The organism is Paracoccus aminophilus JCM 7686, assembly GCF_000444995.1.
Taxonomy (GTDB): domain Bacteria; phylum Pseudomonadota; class Alphaproteobacteria; order Rhodobacterales; family Rhodobacteraceae; genus Paracoccus; species Paracoccus aminophilus.
Map to the genome: position 1 here is coordinate 32,501 of NC_022042.1, position 17,250 is coordinate 49,750.

General features: G+C 63.6%; 14 protein-coding genes, 1 tRNA gene, 2 rRNA genes and 1 riboswitch (1 of these 18 running past the window's edge). Of the genes, 4 read left to right on the forward strand and 13 right to left on the reverse strand.

All coding sequences use genetic code 11. The features are described 5' to 3' along the window. The 3 genes from JCM7686_RS17755 to JCM7686_RS17765 form a co-directional block, all read left to right on the forward strand. Positions 1 to 1,962: ribosomal RNA gene (locus tag JCM7686_RS17755) — 23S ribosomal RNA — on the forward strand; it begins 867 nt to the left of the window's first position. A gap of 94 nt (positions 1,963 to 2,056) precedes the next feature. Further along, positions 2,057 to 2,171: ribosomal RNA gene (rrf, locus tag JCM7686_RS17760) — 5S ribosomal RNA — on the forward strand. Positions 2,172 to 2,243: 72 nt separating this feature from the next. Further along, positions 2,244 to 2,320, forward strand: a tRNA-Met gene (locus JCM7686_RS17765). A 251-nt stretch (positions 2,321 to 2,571) separates the two neighbouring features. On the opposite strand, the gene JCM7686_RS17770 is transcribed toward JCM7686_RS17765, so the two are convergent. The 4 genes from JCM7686_RS17770 to JCM7686_RS17785 are packed head-to-tail and all read right to left on the reverse strand — an operon-like array spanning position 2,572 to position 6,486. Then, positions 2,572 to 3,342, reverse strand: coding sequence for an SDR family NAD(P)-dependent oxidoreductase (locus JCM7686_RS17770; RefSeq protein WP_020952765.1), 771 nt, complete (start codon positions 3,340 to 3,342; stop codon positions 2,572 to 2,574). Next, positions 3,339 to 4,736: an APC family permease gene (locus tag JCM7686_RS17775; RefSeq protein ID WP_020952766.1), complete on the reverse strand. Its 1,398-nt coding sequence runs from the start codon at positions 4,734 to 4,736 to the stop codon at positions 3,339 to 3,341. Before JCM7686_RS17775 ends, JCM7686_RS17770 begins: the two co-directional genes overlap by 4 nt. A 38-nt stretch (positions 4,737 to 4,774) precedes the next feature. Continuing rightward, positions 4,775 to 5,263 carry a hypothetical protein gene (locus JCM7686_RS17780; RefSeq protein WP_020952767.1) on the reverse strand — a complete coding sequence of 163 codons (489 nt, stop codon included), beginning with the start codon at positions 5,261 to 5,263 and terminating at the stop codon, positions 4,775 to 4,777. 32 nt (positions 5,264 to 5,295) lie between these two features. Beyond that, the gene (locus JCM7686_RS17785) at positions 5,296 to 6,486 is read right to left on the reverse strand and encodes a nitrilase-related carbon-nitrogen hydrolase (protein ID WP_020952768.1); all 1,191 of its coding nucleotides are present in this window, start codon (positions 6,484 to 6,486) and stop codon (positions 5,296 to 5,298) included. Between the two features lie 199 nt (positions 6,487 to 6,685). Here JCM7686_RS17785 and JCM7686_RS23615 point away from each other — a divergent pair, with 199 nt between their 5' ends. Beyond that, on the forward strand, positions 6,686 to 7,360 hold the full coding sequence (locus JCM7686_RS23615; RefSeq protein ID WP_020952769.1) for a helix-turn-helix transcriptional regulator: 675 nt from the start codon (positions 6,686 to 6,688) through the stop codon (positions 7,358 to 7,360). A gap of 24 nt (positions 7,361 to 7,384) precedes the next feature. On the opposite strand, the gene JCM7686_RS17795 is transcribed toward JCM7686_RS23615, so the two are convergent. The 9 genes from JCM7686_RS17795 to JCM7686_RS17835 all read right to left on the reverse strand — a co-directional run bounded on the left by JCM7686_RS17795 (position 7,385) and on the right by JCM7686_RS17835 (position 17,150). After that, entirely contained in the window at positions 7,385 to 8,155 is a 771-nt protein-coding gene (locus JCM7686_RS17795) for an ABC transporter permease (protein WP_020952770.1), read from the reverse strand. Further along, positions 8,152 to 9,072 carry an ABC transporter permease gene (locus JCM7686_RS17800; RefSeq protein WP_020952771.1) on the reverse strand — a complete coding sequence of 307 codons (921 nt, stop codon included), beginning with the start codon at positions 9,070 to 9,072 and terminating at the stop codon, positions 8,152 to 8,154. Before JCM7686_RS17800 ends, JCM7686_RS17795 begins: the two co-directional genes overlap by 4 nt. A 16-nt stretch (positions 9,073 to 9,088) precedes the next feature. Then, positions 9,089 to 10,579: an ABC transporter substrate-binding protein gene (locus tag JCM7686_RS17805; RefSeq protein ID WP_020952772.1), complete on the reverse strand. Its 1,491-nt coding sequence runs from the start codon at positions 10,577 to 10,579 to the stop codon at positions 9,089 to 9,091. Beyond that, a complete protein-coding gene (locus tag JCM7686_RS17810; protein ID WP_236635899.1) occupies positions 10,576 to 11,397 on the reverse strand; it encodes a (2Fe-2S) ferredoxin domain-containing protein in 822 nt (273 codons plus the stop codon). Before JCM7686_RS17810 ends, JCM7686_RS17805 begins: the two co-directional genes overlap by 4 nt. A 115-nt stretch (positions 11,398 to 11,512) precedes the next feature. Then, positions 11,513 to 11,705, reverse strand: a riboswitch (cobalamin riboswitch). Positions 11,706 to 11,780: 75 nt separating this feature from the next. Further along, positions 11,781 to 12,794 (reverse strand): oligopeptide/dipeptide ABC transporter ATP-binding protein, encoded by a 1,014-nt coding sequence (locus JCM7686_RS17815; protein ID WP_051201687.1) that lies wholly within the window; start codon positions 12,792 to 12,794, stop codon positions 11,781 to 11,783. 1 nt (position 12,795) lies between these two features. After that, positions 12,796 to 13,764 carry an ABC transporter ATP-binding protein gene (locus JCM7686_RS17820; protein ID WP_020952775.1) on the reverse strand — a complete coding sequence of 323 codons (969 nt, stop codon included), beginning with the start codon at positions 13,762 to 13,764 and terminating at the stop codon, positions 12,796 to 12,798. Beyond that, positions 13,761 to 14,597 (reverse strand): ABC transporter permease, encoded by an 837-nt coding sequence (locus tag JCM7686_RS17825; protein WP_020952776.1) that lies wholly within the window; start codon positions 14,595 to 14,597, stop codon positions 13,761 to 13,763. The genes JCM7686_RS17820 and JCM7686_RS17825 overlap by 4 nt, the downstream gene beginning before the upstream one ends. Continuing rightward, complete coding sequence (locus JCM7686_RS17830) at positions 14,594 to 15,583, reverse strand: ABC transporter permease (protein ID WP_020952777.1); 990 nt, start codon at positions 15,581 to 15,583, stop codon at positions 14,594 to 14,596. Before JCM7686_RS17830 ends, JCM7686_RS17825 begins: the two co-directional genes overlap by 4 nt. Before the next feature lie 4 nt (positions 15,584 to 15,587). Further along, on the reverse strand, positions 15,588 to 17,150 hold the full coding sequence (locus JCM7686_RS17835) for an ABC transporter substrate-binding protein (RefSeq protein WP_041528107.1): 1,563 nt from the start codon (positions 17,148 to 17,150) through the stop codon (positions 15,588 to 15,590). Positions 17,151 to 17,250 lie beyond the last annotated feature (100 nt).

Below are 17,250 nucleotides of genomic sequence, written 5' to 3' on the forward strand. Positions count from 1 at the left end.
ATCCTCTTGGGGGTAGAGCACTGCATGGATGATGGGGGCCCACAGCCTTACTGAGTCTAAGCAAACTCCGAATACCGAGAAGGACTATCCGGGAGACACACGGCGGGTGCTAACGTCCGTCGTGGAGAGGGAAACAACCCTGACCAACAGCTAAGGCCCCCAATTCGTGGCTAAGTGGGAAAGCATGTGAGACTTCCAAAACAACCAGGAGGTTGGCTTAGAAGCAGCCATCCTTTAAAGATAGCGTAACAGCTCACTGGTCTAAATAAGAGGTCTTGCGGCGAAGATGTAACGGGGCTCAAGCCACGAGCCGAAGCTTTGGATGCACGTAAGTGCGTGGTAGCGGAGCGTTCTGTGATATAGAACGCTGCCTCTTTTGCTTTGCAAAAAGTAACAGAGGCAATGTTCTGACTGTGAAGCCGGGCTGTAAGGCATCCGGTGGAGTGATCAGAAGTGAGAATGTTGACATGAGTAGCGACAAACAGGGTGAGAGACCCTGTCGCCGAAAGTCCAAGGGTTCCTGCTTAAAGCTAATCTGAGCAGGGTAAGCCGGCCCCTAAGGCGAGGCCGAAAGGCGTAGTCGATGGGAACCAGGTTAATATTCCTGGGCCAGGAGATGGTGACGGATCCCAGAGGTAGTTCATCCTTATCGGATTGAATGGGCTGCTGAGGGGTTCCTGGAAATAGCCCTCCACAAGACCGTACCCTAAACCGACACAGGTGGACTGGTAGAGAATACCAAGGCGCTTGAGAGAACCACATTTAAGGAACTCGGCAAAATACCTCCGTAAGTTCGCGAGAAGGAGGCCCCGTTTGTAGGCAACTATAGGCGGGGGGCACAAATCAGGGGGTGGCGACTGTTTACTAAAAACACAGGGCTCTGCGAAGTCGTAAGACGACGTATAGGGTCTGACGCCTGCCCGGTGCCGGAAGGTTAAAAGGAGGAGTGCAAGCTCTGAATTGAAGCCCCGGTAAACGGCGGCCGTAACTATAACGGTCCTAAGGTAGCGAAATTCCTTGTCGGGTAAGTTCCGACCTGCACGAATGGCGTAACGACTTCCCCGCTGTCTCAAATGTGGACTCAGCGAAATTGAATTGTCTGTGAAGATGCAGACTTCCCGCGGTTAGACGGAAAGACCCCATGCACCTTTACTATAGCTTCGCACTGGCATCAGGATTGTGATGTGCAGGATAGGTGGTAGGCGCTGAAACCGGGACGCCAGTTCCGGTGGAGCCATCCTTGAGATACCACCCTTCGCACTCTTGATGTCTAACCGCGGTCCGTTATCCGGATCCGGGACCCTGCGTGGTGGGTAGTTTGACTGGGGCGGTCGCCTCCCAAAGAGTAACGGAGGCGCGCGAAGGTTGGCTCAGAGCGGTCGGAAATCGCTCGTTGAGTGCAATGGCAGAAGCCAGCCTGACTGCAAGACTGACAAGTCGAGCAGAGACGAAAGTCGGCCATAGTGATCCGGTGGTCCCGAGTGGAAGGGCCATCGCTCAACGGATAAAAGGTACGCTGGGGATAACAGGCTGATGATGCCCAAGAGTCCATATCGACGGCATCGTTTGGCACCTCGATGTCGGCTCATCTCATCCTGGGGCTGGAGCAGGTCCCAAGGGTACGGCTGTTCGCCGTTTAAAGAGGTACGTGAGCTGGGTTTAGAACGTCGTGAGACAGTTCGGTCCCTATCTGCCGTGGGTGTAGGATACTTGAGAGGAGTTGCCCCTAGTACGAGAGGACCGGGGTGAACGTTCCACTGGTGGACCAGTTGTCGTGCCAACGGCAGTGCTGGGTAGCTATGAACGGACAGGATAAACGCTGAAGGCATCTAAGCGTGAAGCCCCCCTCAAAACAAGGTATCCCTTGAGAGCCGTGGAAGACCACCACGTCGATAGGCCAGAGGTGTAAGCGCAGCAATGCGTTCAGCTGACTGGTACTAATGGCTCGATAGGCTTGATTTGATCCGGAAGAAGACAGACCTGTCTAAACTTCCAAAAGCATCAATACTTGGACAAACCGATCCCGAAAGGGAAACGCCGATTGCTTCTTTCCTGGTCTGGTGGCCAAAGCACGAGCGAAACACCCGATCCCATCCCGAACTCGGCAGTTAAGCGCCGTCGCGCCAATGGTACTGCGTCCTAAGACGTGGGAGAGTAGGTCACCGCCAGACCTGGTAAGAAGCAAACATATCTCTCATAAACGATGATAAAAAAAAGCGCCGCAAAACCAGCAGCGCAACCGGCGCGGGGTAGAGCAGCCCGGTAGCTCGTCAGGCTCATAACCTGAAGGTCACAGGTTCAAATCCTGTCCCCGCAACCAAATCCAAATATAGATACAGAACAACCTCGCTCCGCGGGGATGTAACCGTTTGGGAAAAAGCTCTCGCCGATCAGCAAAGCAGTTCGTATAAAGCCCCGCTGAGAGGCGAAAACACCGCCGCGAAACACGGACTCAAACCAGGTCATCAGCGCAGCCCAGACCAAAAAGTCTCGCGTCATGCGAGGCTTTCGCCGTTAAATGAAACAGGGCAAGCGAAAGCAAAAAGCCATCCTCCCACAAAAACAGCCGCCTCAATGCATCACAAGCCCGCCGTCGACGTTCAGGCTTTGCCCGGTCATGAACCGTGCCTGATCCGAGCACAGGAAGGTCACCACGCCCGCGACATCCTCGGGCGAGCCGTTCCGGCCAAGCGGGGCGAGGGTTGCATATTGCGCCATCATCTCCTCGGGGGTGATGGCGCGCAGCTCGGCCTCCCAGATCAGCTCGCGCGATTGCATGCTGGTCCGCGTATAGCCCGGACAGACCGCATTGACCCGGATCCCCTTCGACGCGAGCTCGAGCGCCAGCGATTGCGTCCAGCCGATCACCGCGAATTTCGAGGCGCAGTAATGGGCGAGGAAAGGCGCGCCGCCTTTGCCGCCGACCGAGGCGGTGTTGACGATGCAGCCTTGTCCCTCGGCCACGAAATGTCGCGCCGCGATCTGGTTGGTCAGAAAGATGCCGCGCGCGTTGACGTCGAGATTGAAGTCCCATTCCTCGTCGGTGATGTCCAGCGCATGGGCCATGGTCGACACGCCGGCATTGCCGATCAGGATGTCGCAACCGCCCATTTGCTCGACCGCGCGGGCAAAGCCCGCCTCGACCTCGGCGCGGTGGCGCACATCCATGCGCAGCGCATGGGCGCCGATGGCGGCGGCGGTCGCCTCTGCGGCGGCCAGATCGATATCGGCAATGGCGACCTCGGCGCCCGCCTCGCGCAGGCTGCGGGCAATCGCCGCGCCGATGCCGCCTGCCGCGCCGGTCACGAGGGCGCGGCGCCCGATCAGAGAGGTCTCGCTCATCTTGCTTCTCCTGTGTCGCGGCGGCCGGGCCCGTGCAGCAGCGCGCCGAGAACCGCGGCCAGCGGGATCAGCCAGGGAGCATAATCGAGCAGCCCGAGGCTGCCGGTCAGCACGGCATAATTCGAGAGGATCAGAACCGCGATCGCGGCAAGGCACAGCGTCGCCACCGAGGCAATCGCCAGATCGAGCGGTTTTTGCCCGGTGTCGCGGCCACGTCGCAGAAAGAAGGTCATCACCGCGGCCGAGGTCACCGCCTGCAGGATGGCAATGCCAAGCGCGGCCAGACCGAAGGAGGCCGACAGCACCGTCATCAGCGGATCGGCGTCGCCCAGAATGAAGCCCAAGACGATCAGCCCGGTGATAACCGAGACGGTCAGACTGGCCAGATGCGGCGAGCCCATCCGGTCATGCAGCCGACCGAGCCCGGCGGGCAGCATCCGCTCACGCGAGAGGGCGAGCACATAGCGCGCGGCGGCGTTATGCAGCGCGATGGTCGCGGCGAGCGCCGAAGTGACCATAAGCGCCTCGGCGAGCATCACGAAAATGCCCGGCGTGAACAGGCCGAAGGCGCGATAGACCAGCGTGCCGGGGTTCTCGGCGGCGGCGGCGGCGACCTTGTCCGGGCCGAAGGCGGAAACCACGCTCCACATCGAGATTGCATAGAAGATCGCGATGAACAGCACGGCCGCGATCAGGGCGCGGGCCACGGTGCGGGTGCCGTCGCGGGCCTCTTCGCTGTAGATCGCAGCGGATTCAAAGCCGAGAAACGACACGAAGGCGAACATGATCGCCACGCCGAAATTCCCCGAAAAGACCGTCGCCGGGCTGAAGCTGGTCAGTGAGACCTCGGCCCCGCTGCCCGGCGAAAAGACCGCGAGCGCCAGCACCAGCAGCACCACGATCTCGAGCGAGAGCAGGATCGCAAGGAGACGCGCGCCAAGGGTGATTTCGCGGTAACCGACGACGCCGGTGACAATCAGGCACAAGATCGAAATCAGCTTCCACGAGACATCGAGCCCGAAGACTTCGGCAAGGAAGATATTGCAGAAAAACCCCATGCCGGCGACCGAGCCGACCACCATGACCAGATAGACGAGCAGCGCCACATAGGCCGCCGCCCCGCCCGCAAACCCGCCGAGCCCCTGACGGATATAGGCATAAAACGCGCCCCCGCTTTTCACATAGGGGCTCATTTTCACAAAGCCGATCGCGAAGAGGATCAGCACGAGCCCCGCGATCAGATAGGCGCCGGGCATCCCCGCGCCATTGCCGAGCAAGGTGCCAAGCGCGCCATTGCCGACCACGGCCGCCAGAGGGGCGGCGGCGGCGACCACCATGAAGAAGATGTCGGGGCTGTGCAGCGAGCGCCGGGGGATGTGATCGGAAGGGGCCATGGGAAAACCTTGCGCGGAATGTCGGAGGTCAGGACGGATCAGGGCAGCGTGACGCGTTTGCCGTAAAGCGGCGTCGGGAAGGGGCCACGCAGCAGCTTGTCGTTGTCATCATAGAACTTGGCGCTGGCGGTGCCGGTGAAACTGTCCTTGTCGATGGCGGTGATCTCGAAAGAGACCTCGCCCCGGCTGACGAATTTCGCGGTCTTGCGGTCGGCGGTGACCTCGACGAACTTGCCCTTGATGACATCGCCCTCGCGGATCCAGATGCCCTTGCCGTCACTGTCGCTGTTGTCGGGATTGCCCGCGTCGGGATTGGCCTGCTGCATATTGCCGTCCGCGTTGAAGACGAACATGTGATGGGTGAAGGGCGCATCCGGCGCCTTGACCACCCAGGTCCCGATGATCGCATCCTGCCCCGTCTCGGCGGCGCGCGGGGTCTGCGTCGCGGCAAAGACCAGCAAAACGGCAGCCAGCAGCGGCAGGGCGCTGCGGCCAAGCGCCCGGATCATCCTGTGCAGTTTCGTCATGTGAGCCTCCCGGTCAAATCGGTCTTGTGCTGTCAGCTGTTGTGCCAGGGCCGCCAGAGCGCCTTGGCGTCCTGCCAGGTGTCGGCGTCATCGGGGTCTTGCGGCGTATAGCGCGCGCCCGGCGTCTCATGATGGGGCAGGCTCCAGGTGCCGCGCTCGACCAGCCGCTGGATATTGCCGCGATAGATCTCGTCAACGGCGGCATGGCGCGCGGGCTCGTCCTTGAGCCAGAGGTTTTTCGGATGGATCGGGCGCTCATACATCCGGGCGAACAGCTCGGTGCGCAGATCCTTCAGCCAGTTCGAGTTGAGATTGCTCATGCGGAACTGGCGCAGCGCCTCGATATCGACCATGCCCGCCACCATCGTATTCGCGCTATTGGCGGAATAGGAAATGATGTTGCCGCGGTAATCGACGATATGGCTGTTGCCGCCCGCGATATCGACGGGGAAGCGCGAGCTCGGCGACAGATAGACCGGGCCGATATTCGGGCAGAGCATATAGACCGAGTTGAACTCGGCATGGGCGCGGTTCTGCACCATCCAGCTCCCGCCGCCGGGATAGGAGGAGGCGGTCATCGGCATCGCCTCGGACGGGCGATAGACCACCTCCGCCCCGCCGAAAGCCAGCGCGCGCACCGCCTCGGGATATTCGCCATCCGAACAGCAGATCGTGCCGATATTGCCGATATCGTCGGTTTTCAGCACCGGGAAAAAGGCTTCGGGTCCGTCGCCGAAGATCTCGACCCAGCGGTCATAGATGTCATGCGGCGTGCAGCTGCGTTCGCGGCACCAGATATGGTTCTTGGCGGCGCGGTGGACGACATTGCCTTTGCGGTCGATGACGAACAGCGTGTTGAAGAAGCGGTCTTCCATCACATCGGGCCAGCGCGCCTTGCATTGCCCGATGATATAGGTGTCGTAATGGCGCGCGAGTTTGCCCAGAGCCTCGGTCTCTTCGCCGGGCAGGTCGATGAACATCTCGCGCGCGGCGGTGACATGGGGGACGTCGAAAATCTCATCGGTAAAGCCGGTCAGCGCGCCCTCGGCCAGCGCCACGACCCGCACCGGCGCATTGATCGAGATGATCGAGATCGCCGCATGGATCGCCTCCTCGATGGTTTCGAGGTTGTGCTTGATGTGTTTGCGCTCGGCCACGCCGGTGGTGATGGTCGACAGACCGATGGTCATATAGGGCGGAATATAGGGCGGGCGTTCGGTCATGTCTGGTCTCGCTCATCGTCGGATGCCGGGCAAAACCCGCCCGGAGCCCGGTGTCGGGTCTGATCTCGCAAAGACTGGAACCGGCACGAGGGCCGAGCAATGATACTGAGGTATGATCGCTTTCGCGACGCGCTTGGCGGGGGACCGAGGGGATGCTAGGCTGCCAGCCTGTTTTTCCCAGCACAGCCCGAGGTCGGCCATGCTGCTCGATACTGCGGATTTCGGCGATCGCCTGCTGTCGCTTGTCACGGCCGCCCTGCCTCTTGACGGCTGTTGCTTCTACCGGGTCGAGAACGGATGCCACGCCGTCAACCATCGGCTGTCCGAGCTGTCGCCTTATTGGCTTGAGAAATACCGCAGCTATTTCTGGCAATTCGACCCGTTGCATCCGGCGCGGATGACCTGCGCAAGCATCCGGGTGCAGGCGCTCGACCGCTCGGCCGGGCCGGTGAGCCCCGGCGAGCGCGAATATCTCGCGGGGTTTCTGGCGCCCCAGCGGACGCTGCATCAGGCCGAGCTTTATTTCCGTCAGGGTGCAGAGATCGTCGCGGGCGCCTCGCTGTTGCGCAATGCCGATCAGGGCGGGTTCAGCGCCGAGAATATCCGGCTGCTGGAGGCTTTGGTTGATTTCTCGGGCTTCGGCACGGCCGAGAAACGGGTGCAAGCGCTGGCGGGAAGCACGCTGTCTCCGCGCGAGCGGGAAATCGCGGTTCTGCTCGGGCGGGCGCTTTCGAACAAAGAGATCGCGCGTCACTTCGGCATCGCGCTGCCCACGGTGAAAACCCATGTCAGCCGCATTCTCGAAAAGACCGGCACGCAAAGCCGCGCCGAATTCATCCGCCGCTTTCCCGATGATGGCGCGGGTCTCGGCTAACAGGCACCGACGCACCGCCCGCGCCTATTTCGGCGGATCGGCCAGCAGGTTGATGATCAGCGCCATTGTGGCAATGCCCAGACCCGGGATCAGCATGAGGCGCGGGGTCTCGAAAATGAACATGCGATATTCAAAAAGCATCGCGCCCCAATCGGGCCGCGACGGATCGACCCCAAGCCCCAGAAACGCCAGCCCGGCATAGGCCACCACCGCCTGACCGGCCTGCGCGCCCGCTTGCGCCGACAAAAGCGGCAGGATGGCGGGCAGGACATGGCGCCGCAAAAGCCCGGCGCGCGTCACGCCAAGCGCCCGCGCGGCGCGGATATAATCGAGCCCAAGCGTGCGGTGGGTCAGGCTGTTCGCGGTCAAGGCCATCGGACCAAGCCCCGCCAGCCCCAGCGCAAGCCCGGCCGTCAGCGGGTTCAGACCAAAGAGCGCGCCCGCGACCAGCGCCCAGATCAGCGTCGGCAGGACGATGAACATCTCGGCGGCGCGCAGCAGCAGACGCTCGCGCCAGCCTCCGAGCAGGGCGGCGATGCTTCCCGTCAACATCCCGCCCAGAAACCCGATCAGCGCGACCAGCGCCACGACCAGCAGCGAGCGCCCGGCGGCCTCCATCATCCGCGAGGCCAGATCGCGGCCAAGATGATCTGTGCCGAAGGGATGGGGCAGGGAGGGGCCAAGGTTCTTGGCCAGCATATCCACCGCGCCGGGTGGATATGGCTGCCAGAAGGCCCCCGTCGCGGCAAAAGCGATGAGCATCGCCGCCGCCACATGAACCCAGCGCAGCCTCATCGCGCTCTGGGGTCGAGAAGCTGAAGGATCAGCGTGATGACAAGATTGGCCAGCGCCATCAGACAGGCGACCGTCATCACATAGGCCAGCAGCACGCCGTAATCTCGCGCGGGCACGCTTTGCAGGACGAACTGGCTGACGCCGGGCAGGCCGAAAAGCACTTCCAGCGTCGCGGTCGTGCCAAGCATCCAGCCGATTTCCGAGCGCAGCGCCGCCAGCAAGGCATAGGCCCCGGCGCGGGCGGAATGGCGTCTAAGCGCCGCGCTTTGGCTGAGCCCCTTGGCGATGGCGGTGCGAAACCACGGCTGAGTGGTCGAGGCCAGCAGCTCGCGCCGCAGCACTCGCGCCATCATCGCCATCGGCGGCAAGGCGATCAGCACCGCCGCCATCGCCAGAATGACCGGCCCGCCGGAAAAGGGCCGGATCAGGCGCAGCTCGGCGGCCAGCAACCAGATCAGCACGAGCCCGAGCCAGAAGCTCGGCACCGCTTGCACGACGACGACAAGGCCGCGCCCGAAGCGATCGGCCCAGCCGTTTGGCCGCAGCGCGGCGGCAAAGCCAAGCGGGATCGCAAGGATCACCGCCAAAGCCAAAGCCGCGGCACCGAGCCCAAGCGACAACGGCAGGCGCGACAGGAACTCATCGCGCACCGGCGCGCCGGTACGAAAGGACAGGCCCCAATCGCCCGTGACAAAGCCTCCAAGCCAGGACAGCCAGCGCAGCACCAGAGGCCGGTCGAGCCCCCATTCCATCCGCAACCGCGCGATTGTGTCCGGGTCCGGCGGCAGGTTCCAGGCCCGCATGGCGATCTCGACCGGATCGGCGGGCATCTGAGCCACGACGCAGAAGGCCAAAGCCGAAACCGCAAGCAGGCTTGTGGCTTGGCGCAAGCTCGCTTGCAGCAGATGGGCGATCACCTTTGGCGGTCCCGGCTCAGCGGATCTCGCCCATCTCGGGGCGGATCACATAATAGTCCGAGCCCCAGGGCTCATAATCCTTGAGCCGCGTCGACAGGCCGACCCGCCATTCCGGCGCGATCAGGAAGGTGACCGGCACGTCCTCGAAAAGCTGGTCCTGCGCCTCCAGAGCGATCTGGTTGCGGGTCTCGGGATCGGCGGTTTCGCTGAATTTGGCGATGATCGCGTCAAAGGCCGGGCTTTTATAGCGCGCATGGTTCAGGGCGGCGCCGCTGACCAGCATCGAGTTGAAGAAGAACGCCGGATCGCCGTTCGGCGCGGTGTGCTGGGCCCAGAGGAAGATGTCGAAATCGCCCTCGGCGGCGGCATCGCCCGGGTTTTCGACAACACGGGTTTCGCTCGCAATGCCCAGACGGTTCAGCTGCGCCGCGACCACGGGCAGCATCGTGACCAGATCGGGGCGCGAGGAATAGGTCACCAGCCTCAGACGAAGCGGCACGCCGTCTTTGGTTCGCTTGCCGTCGGACCCGGCGGTCCAACCGGCCTTATCAAGCAGATCGCCCGCGAGATATCGGTCGCTGACCCGCTCGACCTTGCCCGCGAAAGGGAAATAGGGCGCGAAAGCGCCGGTCGCGGGAACGCCATTGCCGATAGCCTCGATCAGTTCGGGCCGACCGAGCGCCAGATCAATCGCCTGACGCAGCTTCGGGTCAGAGAGGGTCGGACTTTCGGTGTTCAGGAAGCCGAAATATTGATAGCCGACCTGAAAGCTTTTGACCGTCAGATCGGGATTGGCGCGGATCGCGGAAAGCCCCTCGACCGGCAAGCCAAACGCCAGATCGAGCTCGCCCGATTGCAGCGCCAGAGCCATGGTCTGAGCATCGCCGAATTTGCGCAATGTGATATCCGAGCGGTCGGCTCCGGCGGGGTGATAGGGGTTCGCGGCCAGATCCAGTGTCGCATCGGCGGTAAAGCCCGTCACCTTATAGGGCCCGGTGAACAGCGGCTGTCCCGCGCCGTCGAAGCCATATGCGATCAGCGGCCATTCCGCGAAAAGCGCGGGCAGCATCGCGACCGGGCGCTCGGTCGTGACCAGAAGCGTGCGGTCATCGGGCGCCTCGAAGCTTAGCTTGCCGCCGGTCGCGGCGGCGGGCGCATTCTTGGCGAAAGTATTCTCGAAGCCCGCCTTCAGCGCAGCGGCGGTCACAGGGCTGCCGTCCGAAAAGCGGCGCCCCTCAGCCAAGGTGATGGTCCAGCTCAGATCTCCGGTCCGGTTGGCCGATTGCGCCAGCTCGGGCACCAGCCGGCCCGCGGCATCGACGCTCCAGAGCTGGCCGCCGACGCCGTGGCTGGTCAGCGCCCAGCCCGCCGAGCCCGCTGTGGGGTCAAGGTTGTCGACCAGAAACGTCTGGCCCACCCGCAAGGCATCTTGGGCCAAAGCCGGAAGCGCCAGAGTCGCGCCCAAGGCCAAAAGGCCCGCGAAAGCCGATTTTCCGAACAGGGTCATTCGTGTTCCTTCTTCTCAGGGGAAAGGGGCAGGGCCCGGAGCTGCTGTTTGCGGCCTCCGGGCGAATAGGCAAAATCGGCGACCGGATGACCGGCCAGAAGGTGTTCGTCAATCATGCGGTCGAGGGCCTCTTCGGTGACACCGCCATACCAGGTGCCATCGGGAAAGACCTGCACCACCGGCCCAAGCGCGCAGGGCCCAAGGCAGCTCGTCTTGGCCGTCATCGTGCCCGCGCCGGTCACCCGCAGCTTGCGGCGGACCTGTTGGTTGCGCAGATGCGCCCAGATCGCGGTCGCGCCCCGCGCATGGCAGGTCGGTCCGGTGCAGACCAGAACCCGGTAATGCTGGGACGGTACCTGAACCGCTTCGGGCCGGGGTGCATCGCCACAAGGCAAGGCATGACGCGGCGCTTCAAGCGCCAGCCGCGCCAAGATGTCGGAGAGGCCCGCGGTGGCCGCGATCTCGTCGGCCAGCACGATGTCGGGCAACGGGCTTTCAGCCCGCCAAAGCGCCAGCATCAGGCCCAGCCAATTGCGCAGGCTCGGCTCCATCGGCACGATCACGGGCAGGATCACGACCTGCGCCAGCCCCTTTTCGGCAAGCGACCGCAGAGCATCGCGCAGCGAGGGCTCACCTTGTTCGAGATAGCAGCATTCGACCAGATCGAACCGGGCGCGGATCTCGGGTCGCGCCGCCAAAGCCGCAGCGATCCGGGACATCTCGCGATGGGGCGTGGCCGCGAATGCGGATTTGGCCAGCAGCAGAAGCGCCTGCCGCTGGGGTTTGCCCGCCATTTCGCCTTCCTGACGGTGATCCACGCCCGCCCTCCTGCACAGGTTCCGCAGCGGGATGGGGGGAGATCCGGCAGCGATGGGCCCCAACTGAAAGGGGCCCGACACCGCGAACACGCCCCCGCGATACTCCCGATCGCGGAACAGCCTCTGTCGTCAGGCAGGTCTCCTGGCTTGCAGGTCGTCAGGCCTTCGCATCGGTCTTCCCGGCCATGGGGCCAGTGACGGGTGATGCGAGCCCTCGCTGCATACAGTTGCGGGTCAGCTCCGGTTTCTCACCGGATTCCCTCTTAGCCCGGCCACCACATCCGAGGATCTGGCGACGGGAACCTTGACCCGAACCTTCTGCCGCTTCGGCCCGAGCCGGTCAAGTCGGCAGAAGATCCTCGGTTGGGCGCGGCAGGATGCGCTCAAGGCGCGGGGGTTTGGACGGTCGCAGACAGGCGCGCGACCGCCGGATCCGCCTGCGGGAAATGGCAGCGGAAAGAGCCCCTGTCATCTTGCGTCAGGGCAGGTGCCTCGGCCCGGCAGCGGTCGCGCACCGCCGGGCAGCGGGTCGAGAAACGGCAGCCGGGGGGCGGGTTGATCGGGCTTGGGATCTCGCCTTGCAGCACCACCCGCTTTTGCCGCTGCGCCGGGTCGATGACGGCGCGCGCAGACAGAAGTGCGGCGGTATAGGGGTGGCGCGGGTGGCGAAAGAGCGCGGCGGTCTCGGCCTCTTCGACGATCTGGCCGAGATACATCACCGCGACGCGATCGGTGACGCGGCGGATCACATTGAGATCATGGCTGACCATCACATAGGTCAGGCCATATTCCTGCTTGAGCTCGAGCATGAGGTTCAACAGCTCGCCCCGGATCGAGAGATCGAGCCCCGCCGTCGGCTCATCCGCGATAATGAGCTCTGGCTGCAGCGCCAGCGCACGGGCAATCGCCACCCGCCGCGCCTGTCCGCCCGAAAGCTGATGCGGGTATTTCTCTAGCAGTTCCCGCGCGAGCCCCAGCCGCTCGAAGGCCTTCAGCACGCGCGGCCAATGCTCGGCCATGGGCAGGCCGTGAATGCGCAAGGGCTCGGCCAGCAGCTTGCCCACGGCCATGCGCGGCGAAAGCGAGGCGGCGGCGTCCTGCAGCAGCATCTGGACGCGCCGCCGATAGGCCATTTCGTCCTTCGCGAGCAGCTCGGACAGGTTTTCGCCCGCGAAGGTGACCCGGCCCGCGCTTGCCCGTTGTAAGGCCACGAAAACCCGGCACAGCGTCGTCTTGCCCGAGCCGCTTTCGCCGACCAGCCCGGTGACCGAGCCGCGCGGGATCGAAAGCGTGACCTCATCAAGCGCGCGGATGACATTGCCGAAGGTGACAGAGAGCTTCTCGAAAGCGATCAGCGGCGGCGCGGTGCGGTGGAGAGTTTCGGAACGCCAATCCATGTCAGATCCTCGTGCAACGAACGGAAACACCCGCGCCGACCTCGGCCATGGGCACCGGGCCACGCAGGCAAAGCTCGTCCACCAGCGCACAACGCGGGGCGAAGGCACAGCCCGCAAGCAGCGCGGACGGGCTGGGCGGATGGCCGGGAATGGTCTTGAGCGCGGTGCCGCTTTCGCCCTCGTCGATCTCGCAGCCAAGCAGCGCGGCGGTATAGGGATGGCGGGGATTGCCGATGATCTCGGCCATCGGCCCGGCTTCGACCACCAGCCCGCCATAGACGACGATGGCGTCGTCGCAGAACTCGGACAAGAGCCCGAGGTGATGCGAGATGAAGAGGACCGAACAGGCACTCTCGCGTTGCAGATCGCGGAAGATCTCGACGATCTGGGCCTCGACGGTTGCATCTAGCGCGGTCGTCGGCTCGTCGGCGAGGATCAGCTGGGGATTGGTCAACAGCGCCATGGCGATCATCACGCGCTGCCTCATCCCGCCCGACATCTGATGCGGATAGGCGGCAAGGCGGCGCGCGGGTTCCGAGATGCCGACGCGTTGCAGCATCGCCTCGGCCGCGGCCATGGCATCCGCGCGCGAGACACCGGGTCGCTTGCGCCGGATGACATCGACAAGCTGGGTGCCGATCTTGAAGACCGGATTGAGCACGGTCATCGGATCTTGAAAGATCATCGCGATCCGGTCGCCGCGCAAGGCGCGCTTTTGGGGCTCGGTGAGCGCCAGCAGATCAAGGCCCTGAAAGCGGATCTCGCCGCCGACCTTGGTGACATTGCTGGCAAGCAGCCCGAGGATCGCCGAGGCGAGGGTCGATTTGCCTGAACCGGATTCGCCGACCACGCCGACAATCCGGCCCGGCGCGATGTCGATATCGACGCCGCGCAAGAGATGCAGCGGGCCGGTCGCGCCTGCGGCCTCGACGCTGAGATCGCGGATCGAAACAAGGGGGGTGGTGCTCATCTTGCGGACCTCCTTCTGGGGTCGATCGCATCGCGCAGGGCCTCGCCCAGAAGCGTGAAACCAAGGGTCGCCCCGGCCAATGCGACGCAAGAGACGATGACCGGAATGGTCGATTGGTTGATATTGGCAAAGCCGTCGTAGATCAGCGTTCCCCAGCTTGCGAGCGGCGGGCGCACGCCAAGGCCGATGAACGAGAGACCCGCCTCGATGGCGATGACCACGGGGATGTCCATGCTGGCCAAAATGACCAAAGGCCCCATGATATTTGGCAGGATATGCATCAGCGCGATGCGGCTTCGCGAGGCGCCTAAGATGCGCTCGGCCTCGATATAGGGCTGCTCGCGCACGGTCAGCACCTGGGCGCGGGCGACGCGGCCGAAATGTGGGATCATGGTGATCGCGATGATCAGGGCCACATTCCACATCCCCGGTCCAAGAACGGCGATGAAGGCCAAAGCCAGCACCAGAGATGGAAAAGAGGCGATCACGTCGAAGACGATCAGGATCGGCCTTTCCCAACGATTGGGCGATTCCGCCGCGATGATGCCCAGCAGCGTGCCAAGTGTCAGGGCGAGCGCGATCGCGCTCAAAGCGACGCCCATCGCCACGGTCGAACCATGGATCAACCGGCTCAGCAGATCGCGCCCGAGATGGTCGGTCCCGAGCCAATGGGCCCAGCTCGGCGCCTCGAAGCGATGGGCGATGTTGATCTTGCCCGGCGGTTGCAGGTTTAGAACCGGCGCGAGCAGCGCCAGCGTGCAGATCGTCACGACGACCAGCAGGGCGAAGGCTCCCGACGGGCGGGCGAGGATGCGGCGCAGAACTTCGCTCATGTGCTGCCCCCCGCGCGGGTCATGCCGCGCCGAATGCGCGGATCCAGCGCCGAATAGGACAGATCGACGAGCAGATTGGTCAGGGTGAACAGCAAGACGATGACCAGCACGACGCCCTGCAGCACCGGGAAATTCCGCATGGTGATCGCGTCAAGCACCAGCCGCCCAAGCCCCGGGCGCGAGAAGATAATCTCGACCAGAACCGCCCCGCCGAGCAAGCGCCCGATGCCCATGCCGAGGACGGCAATGGTCGGGATGCTGGCGTTTTTCAGGGCATATTTATAGATGATCTTGCGCTCGGAGAGGCCATAGGCCCGGCTCGTGCGGATGAAGTCCGAGCCGAGGATTTCCAGCAGAGACGAGCGCACAAGCCGCGCGATCATGCCGACCCAGCCAATCGCCAAAGCGGTCGCGGGCAGGATCATGCGGTAGATCTGATCAAGCAGATTGCCGCTGTCGCCCGCGCCGAGCACCGGAAACCACGGCAGCCAGATCGCGAAAATGACGAGCAGGAGAATCGCCACGACAAAGCCCGGGATCGCGATGAAGGCGACCGAGACGAAGGCGAGCGCCGTGTCCATGGGCGAGCCCGGATGGCGCGCCGCATAGATCCCCAAAGGCACGCCGATGATCACGGCCAGCGCGATCGCGACAAAGGTCAGCGTGACCGTATAGGGCAGGGCGGCCATGACCATATCGACGACGCTGCGCCCGGTGATGACATCCTGACCGAGGTTGCCGCTCAGGACATTGCCGAAAAAGATCAGCAGCCGCTCGGGGATGGGCCGGTCGAGGCCCATCTTCTCGATGAATTGCGCCGCATATTCGGGCGTGGCCTGCGGCCCGAGAAGCGTGCTCGCGGGGTCTCCGGGAACGATGGCGCTGAGGGTGAACAGGACCAGCATCGAGCCAAAGATCGTGAGCACGGTCGTCGCAAGGCGGCTGATCAGATAGCGGGTGGTTGGCGCGTTGAGCAGATGACCCATCCCGTCACACCGGCGCGAAGCGGTTGTAGGTCAGCGCCGTGCCAAAGGGCCCGAGGCTTGGCCGGACCGAGTTGCGCCGCACATAGATCAGCGTTTCATGGGTCAGCCAGACGAAGGCCGCGGAGTCTTCCATCGCCTTTTGCGCATCGACGATATAGCTCGCGCGCGCGGTCGTATCCATCGCCTCGGAGGCTTTCTCCAGCGCCTCGTCAAAGGCGGGCGCGGTCCAACGCTGCCAGTTCCAGACCCCGACCTGATTGCTCGCGAAGGGAAAGGCCAGATAATTCGGGTCGAGCGCGCCATTGAAGCGCATGATGAAAAGCTGAAGCTTCTTGCCCTCATCGCCCTTGCCCGCCGACCAGAAACTGCCGCCGTCACGGACATCGAGCTCGATATTGATGCCGACCTCGGCCAGCTGGGCCTGCGCGACCAGCGCCATATTCACGAAAGTCGGCTGGTTCAGGACCAGCATCTGCGCGCTGAAGCCGCTGGCCATCCCGGCCTCGGCCAGCAGGCTGCGGGCGAGATCCGGATCGCGCTGATGAACCGGCGCGTCCTTCCAATGGCCCAGAAGCTGCGGCATGATCATGGCATTCGCCCGCACGACCTTGCCGTCATATCCGGCCATCAGCATCTCATCGACATCCAAGGCCGCCCGCACCGCGCGACGCACCGCGAGATTGTCGAAAGGCGCGTGTTCGACATTCATGCCCAGCCAGACATCGGCGATCCCCGGCAGCTCCTCGACGGTCAGATCCGAAACATTGGCGAGGCTGTCGGCGAGCGTCGGATCGGCATCCGAGAAATCGAGCTCGCTTGAGCGCATCGCCAGCTCGACCGTCTTCTGATCCTGCACGACGCGCAGGATGATCTGGTCATAGCCGCTCGGCTGGCCCTGAAAGTCTGGATTGCGCGCCAAGGTCGTCTGGCGCTGGCGCTCGAACCCGGTCAGGCGCAGCGCGCTTGAGCCGACGGGCTGGATGTTATGGGCAACCCCGCGCTCTTCGATCGCCCGTTTGCAGACGATCCCGCCCGAAGCATTGGCGAGAATATATTCCAGCGAGGCGCGCGGCTTTTCCAGAAGGATGCGGCCGGAGTATTTGTCATCGACCTCGACGCCCTTCAGATGCGCCCAATCGGCAGCATAGGGGCTGATATTGCCGCCGGGCTTTGGCAGGCCGATGCGCTCGAAGGAGAATTTCACATCCTCGGCGGTCATCTCGCCATAGCCGTCGGTAAACATCTGCCCGGGCTTCAAAGTGAAGCGATATTCGGTCTCGCTGATCGCCTCGAAAGACGCGGCCGCGTCGAGTTCGATTTCCAGTTTATCGGCGGGAACGCCGTCCTGATCGGGTTTGTAGACGAACAGGTTTTGGTAAATCGCCCGGCAAACCGTGGCGTCCTCGGCGCCCGAGCGGAAGGCGGGGTCGAGCACCTCCAGATCGCGGCGGGTGCGGATTTGCAGCCTTGTTTTGCCGGTTTCGGCGAAAGCGGTCGGGATATAGGCGGTGCTGGCCAAAGCGGCGGCCCACCCCATGAGTTGCCGGCGCGTGACGGTTGCGACCATGATCTCCTCCATTCTGGTGCGTGGTGATGGGGTCTGCGGGCGCGGGCGCCTGCAGATCTCTCACGGGTCCAGCAGCGGCCTTCCTCCTTGCCACTGCCGG

Bases quoted from the DNA above. Each gene is read 5' to 3' on its own strand.
- JCM7686_RS17820 (WP_020952775.1), bottom strand. From the start codon at position 13,764: ATGAGCACCACCCCCCTTGTTTCGATCCGCGATCTCAGCGTCGAGGCC.
- JCM7686_RS17770 (WP_020952765.1), bottom strand. From the start codon at position 3,342: ATGAGCGAGACCTCTCTGATCGGGCGCCGCGCCCTCGTGACCGGCGCG.
- JCM7686_RS17830 (WP_020952777.1), bottom strand. From the start codon at position 15,583: ATGGGTCATCTGCTCAACGCGCCAACCACCCGCTATCTGATCAGCCGC.
- JCM7686_RS17825 (WP_020952776.1), bottom strand. From the start codon at position 14,597: ATGAGCGAAGTTCTGCGCCGCATCCTCGCCCGCCCGTCGGGAGCCTTC.
- JCM7686_RS23615 (WP_020952769.1), top strand. From the start codon at position 6,686: ATGCTGCTCGATACTGCGGATTTCGGCGATCGCCTGCTGTCGCTTGTC.
- JCM7686_RS17780 (WP_020952767.1), bottom strand. From the start codon at position 5,263: ATGACGAAACTGCACAGGATGATCCGGGCGCTTGGCCGCAGCGCCCTG.
- JCM7686_RS17805 (WP_020952772.1), bottom strand. From the start codon at position 10,579: ATGACCCTGTTCGGAAAATCGGCTTTCGCGGGCCTTTTGGCCTTGGGC.
- JCM7686_RS17795 (WP_020952770.1), bottom strand. From the start codon at position 8,155: ATGAGGCTGCGCTGGGTTCATGTGGCGGCGGCGATGCTCATCGCTTTT.
- JCM7686_RS17775 (WP_020952766.1), bottom strand. From the start codon at position 4,736: ATGGCCCCTTCCGATCACATCCCCCGGCGCTCGCTGCACAGCCCCGAC.
- JCM7686_RS17785 (WP_020952768.1), bottom strand. From the start codon at position 6,486: ATGACCGAACGCCCGCCCTATATTCCGCCCTATATGACCATCGGTCTG.
- JCM7686_RS17815 (WP_051201687.1), bottom strand. From the start codon at position 12,794: ATGGATTGGCGTTCCGAAACTCTCCACCGCACCGCGCCGCCGCTGATC.
- JCM7686_RS17835 (WP_041528107.1), bottom strand. From the start codon at position 17,150: ATGGTCGCAACCGTCACGCGCCGGCAACTCATGGGGTGGGCCGCCGCT.